General features: G+C 54.8%; 6 protein-coding genes. 1 reads left to right on the top strand and 5 read right to left on the bottom strand.

The genetic code is table 11. The features are described from left to right. Positions 1-263 precede the first annotated feature (263 nt). A complete protein-coding gene (locus ACOYNV_RS26275) occupies positions 264-578 on the top strand; it encodes an FCD domain-containing protein (protein ID WP_422902772.1) in 315 nt (104 codons plus the stop codon). A gap of 124 nt (positions 579-702) precedes the next feature. On the opposite strand, the gene ACOYNV_RS26270 is transcribed toward ACOYNV_RS26275, so the two are convergent. The 5 genes from ACOYNV_RS26270 to ACOYNV_RS26250 all read right to left on the bottom strand — a co-directional run. Further along, a complete protein-coding gene (locus tag ACOYNV_RS26270; RefSeq protein ID WP_422902771.1) occupies positions 703-1260 on the bottom strand; it encodes a TIGR00645 family protein in 558 nt (185 codons plus the stop codon). Between the two features lie 146 nt (positions 1261-1406). Next, positions 1407-2309 (bottom strand): tetratricopeptide repeat protein, encoded by a 903-nt coding sequence (locus ACOYNV_RS26265; protein ID WP_422902770.1) that lies wholly within the window; start codon positions 2307-2309, stop codon positions 1407-1409. 267 nt (positions 2310-2576) lie between these two features. Then, positions 2577-3317, bottom strand: a complete 741-nt coding sequence (locus ACOYNV_RS26260) for a hypothetical protein (RefSeq protein WP_422902769.1) — start codon at positions 3315-3317, stop codon at positions 2577-2579. A gap of 10 nt (positions 3318-3327) precedes the next feature. Continuing rightward, the gene (locus ACOYNV_RS26255; protein WP_422902768.1) at positions 3328-3717 is read right to left on the bottom strand and encodes an HPF/RaiA family ribosome-associated protein; all 390 of its coding nucleotides are present in this window, start codon (positions 3715-3717) and stop codon (positions 3328-3330) included. Between the two features lie 32 nt (positions 3718-3749). Beyond that, a partial coding sequence (locus ACOYNV_RS26250; RefSeq protein ID WP_422902767.1) for a Tim44 domain-containing protein occupies positions 3750-4021 on the bottom strand: 272 nt, incomplete at its 5' end.

Here is a 4021-nt window from a genome sequence, read left to right as displayed (position 1 = left end):
ATAGGCACTTCCACCTTGGCGAATGTCAGGCATTACCAACTCGGCGCTCTCAAGCTGATGGTCGCTGGCCAAACTTGATTGGCAGCACTGCCATAACCGGGCGGTGACGAATTTCCTCCTGACCGGCCGTTGATTGGATTGATCAAGCCGATAGCGGACATTGAACCTGTCACACTCAATTTTATTGGCTCACGATCGGCTGCGCAGCGTAACCGGTAGCAGGCAATTCGCCCAGTAATGATGGTCTCGCTGGCAGAAACCCGATTATCGAATGCCTGAGCAAAGCCTACGAAACAGGCGAAATGAAGGTATGGTACAAGGCTGACGCCAACTTTTACGAAGCCATCGCCCAAGCCTCACACAACAGCATGTTTCTCTACCTGCACTCCGGCATTCTGCGCATGCTGCGCGAACATATCAGCCTCAACCTGATGGCCATTGTAAGACCCCTCCGGAGAAGTTACAGATTCCCTGCGCCAGCATCACCTCGACATCTGGGAGGCCATCCGCCAGCATTAGCCGGACGCGGCGCGGCAAGCCATGCGCGTCCACATCGATTTCAAGCGTTCGGAACTTGAGCGGCGAGAGGACTGAAAACCAGACGGGCAATAGTAATTCTGCCGACAGGGGTTGAATCGAAGTTATTAACCACCACTCAAACTAATCAACAAGCCAAGTTAGCGCTTGTGTAAACGAACAGTGTCAATGTGCTGCTTTTGGTTCCGTGACCGCGTCTGACATCAACTTGTCGGTGAAGGCAATGCCGATCGCGGAGAGGATGAAAACCATATGGATTATGGTTTGCCACATCACACCCGCTTCAGTGAAGTTGGAACCCTCGGCGCCAAGTGAACCTATCGCGATAAACGTTTTCAGCAAATGAATTGAACTGATCCCGATGATGGCCATGGCCAATTTTACTTTCAGTACCGAGGCATTGACGTGGCTCAACCATTCCGGCACATCCGGATGGCCTTCCAGTCTCAGGCGTGATACGAAGGTTTCATAGCCGCCGACGATGACCATTACCAGCAAATTTGAAATCATCACCACGTCAATCAGTCCCAATACCGCCAACATGATGAGTTGCTCACTCAGATTGGTGGCACCGGCAATCAAATGAAACAATTCTTTGATGAAGAGAATGACGTAAACGCCCTGGGCCAGAATCAAGCCCAGATACAAAGGTAACTGCATCCAGCGTGAGCTGAATATCACCCAGGACAAGGGCTGCAATTTGGTGGAGTTGATGGGTTTCATAAGCATTCTTAAAAGTGGTCAAGCTTGTAGTCTAATTGTTTAACCTGCGTAATTGAAGAGTACAAAGATTTCGGTAGAAGTGTTCAACTTGTTTGTTTGGCTTGCTTGATCATTTCTATCCGTGTTACTTGATGTAGAAATACGCTTCAAATATTGCTGGTTGAGGGCTGGACCTGGTCAATCACCAGTTTGATGTTCTTGCTGCCGGGTTTGACGCTCTTGAGGCTGCCGATGAGATCGCCGCTTGAACTTTGCGCCTGGCCGGCCTTGGCCACACGTGCTTCGATATTGACCGTCTTGAAATCGGAAATCTTCTTGCCGCCCGGCAAGGCCATCGAATCGTCAAAGCGGAATGTCAGTGGCAGGTTGGACACTTGGGTACGCACCACGGCGAGCGGCATGCGCGATCCTTCTTCGGCGCGTACAAAAACGAAGAGCAGGTCTTCGGGCTTGGCTTGCGAAGCGATTTTGCCGCTGATCGTCACTTCGCCGCTGATCGATTCAGCGCCGACGGCTACGGCGCTGGCAACGGCTTTCTTGCCCGGCTTGCCGCCACTCTGCGCCACGATTTCGCGTGCCTTGGCTACCGCCTCCTCAACCGACTGCGCCTCTTCCGAGCCGGGTTCGAGTTGCAGCAGCAGCCGGCCCCAGTAATCGGCAACAGCAGAAAAGTCCTTGCGGTCGGTTGCCGCCGCGCAGGCCAGGAACAGCGCCTGCAGTTCGTTCGGGTCAATCTTCAGCGCCTTGGCGATCAGTTCGTCCGGTTTGCCCTTGAAACTGCCGCCATTCAACTGCGCCAGCACCTCGGCGTAGTCCGCCAGCAGCACCGGCTCGGCGTCGAGCAGCGCGCCGCCGTGGCTATACGCCTCGGCTGACTCGGCAAAACGCCCCAGCGCCTTGTAGGATCGAGCCAGCATGACCCAGCCTTTGGTCTCGCCTGGATTGGTCTTGAGCTTGTCGACCAGCTTGCCAAGCATTTCCTCGATCTGCGGCGTGCTCATGCGCGCCTGGGTCTGCAGCGGATCAAGGGCGCGCGGGTTGCCGAGCATCAGGTAGCCGACAGTGCCGGACTGGCGGCGAACAGTGCGGCGATGGATGCGGCAATAACTATATTGTTTTTCATTGGCAAATCATTTGATTAATTTACGGAGTATTCATCGCAACCACTTCTGAATCGTTATGCAGCAGGAAACATTCAGCGTGTTGCCTGTGTGGAACCATCAATAGATGGTTCTGATGACTTACCGATGATGAAAATTGGCTGTTTGAATTCCATATTTTTTGGGCGATAGCCTCCTTGTCTGTTTGAAAAATAGTTATGGCTGCACCGCCTCAATGCGCACGATGACGATTCCACCCTTGGGTTTTTGCGCGATTTTCAGGATGAAGCGCTCGCGGCCTTTCGTGTATTCGTGCGTTTCTGTTTCTTGAGTGGATGACTGCAACGCCTGGGTGAAGCCATTCTCAGCGAATCCCTTGGCATAGTGATCGAGCACCTTGACGTAATCCACCTTGCCTTCGAACTCAACAATCGCCACCGCCGCCGGCCCGTTTGCCCGCTGCCATTGAGTTCGCAATAGTCCTGGGTAACGCACTACTGGCCCAAGATCCTCGCCGGATACGTCGCGCTGGGGCGGCGTTTCCGGCTTCAGTGCAGGAACAATACCGGCCAACATTTCACGCGCGCCAGGCACGCTCTCTGTTACCTGATCCAGCGCTCCCTTGGCCGCGGGAACACGCTCCTTGACCTGATCGATAACGTCTTGAGCACCGGGGACACTCTGCTTAACTTGATCCAGCACGCCTTGAGCGCCGGGGACAATTCCTTTGACTTGTTCCAGCACCCTATTCGTCGTACCACGTAGGGCGTCAGGCGCAGCGCCAGCCAGGCTCTGGGTTTGTCCCCAGAGCCAGCCGACCAGAGCTAAAGCGGCCCAGATCAGCAGGCCAACAAATACCAGCAGGCCAATACCCGCGGCATACCAGGTCCGGCGTCGGACCTGAAAGAACCCTGGCGCGAAGTTGGCGGCTTGAGAGATAAGACCTGGTTTGTTCATCTGCATTTCCTCAGTGAGTGTTTGCTGTCAAGGCGGCGGCGTCTTGTGCGAGTTCCTCGCCACTTGCTTTGTTGGTGCTGAGGCGGTCGTGGTGATGCTCACGCAAGCGCTTCAGACGATGGGCCACCGTGCGCTCGGTGCGATCAACCGCGCGGTCGATGGCCATATAGAGATCGGCTTCGGTATCTTCGATCACCACATCCTGTATGCCTGGAAGGCGAATCTGGATGCAACAGCGTTTGTCATTACCGCCACGTGGCCCGTTGATGTCGGAAAGGCGGACGCTGACCGCGCGAACATCTTGACTGGCCCAGCTCAGGGCGAACTGCAAGCGTCGCTCGGTGTGCTCGCGCAAACCTTCGGTCAGATCGAATCCTCTGGCCTGAATGTCGATTCGCATGAATCTATCTCCTGTTGGATTGAACGATTAACTCAATTCAGTTGCTGAATTCCGGAAATAACCCAGCCTTGGCTCCCCTCGACCGGCTTACTCAGATTCCAGATTTCATCGAAGGGGGCGGCGGCCGCACCGGCTACTTCACGAATCATTCCGCTGAAATGCACGCTGGCGAGATGGCGGTTGGCTTCGGTCGTCACTTCGAGCAGTTCCGCATTCAATGTCACGACGTCGGTCTGTTGCGGAGCGGTACCGCGTTCATCCAATTGCATCCTGATCTCGGCAAACAGTTCGGGGCCGACGAATT

This window comes from Propionivibrio sp. (assembly GCF_049316945.1).
GTDB lineage: Bacteria > Pseudomonadota > Gammaproteobacteria > Burkholderiales > Rhodocyclaceae > Propionivibrio.
The sequence above is the reverse complement of the archived record's forward strand: the minus strand, read 5'-3'. Positions and strand labels throughout refer to the sequence as shown.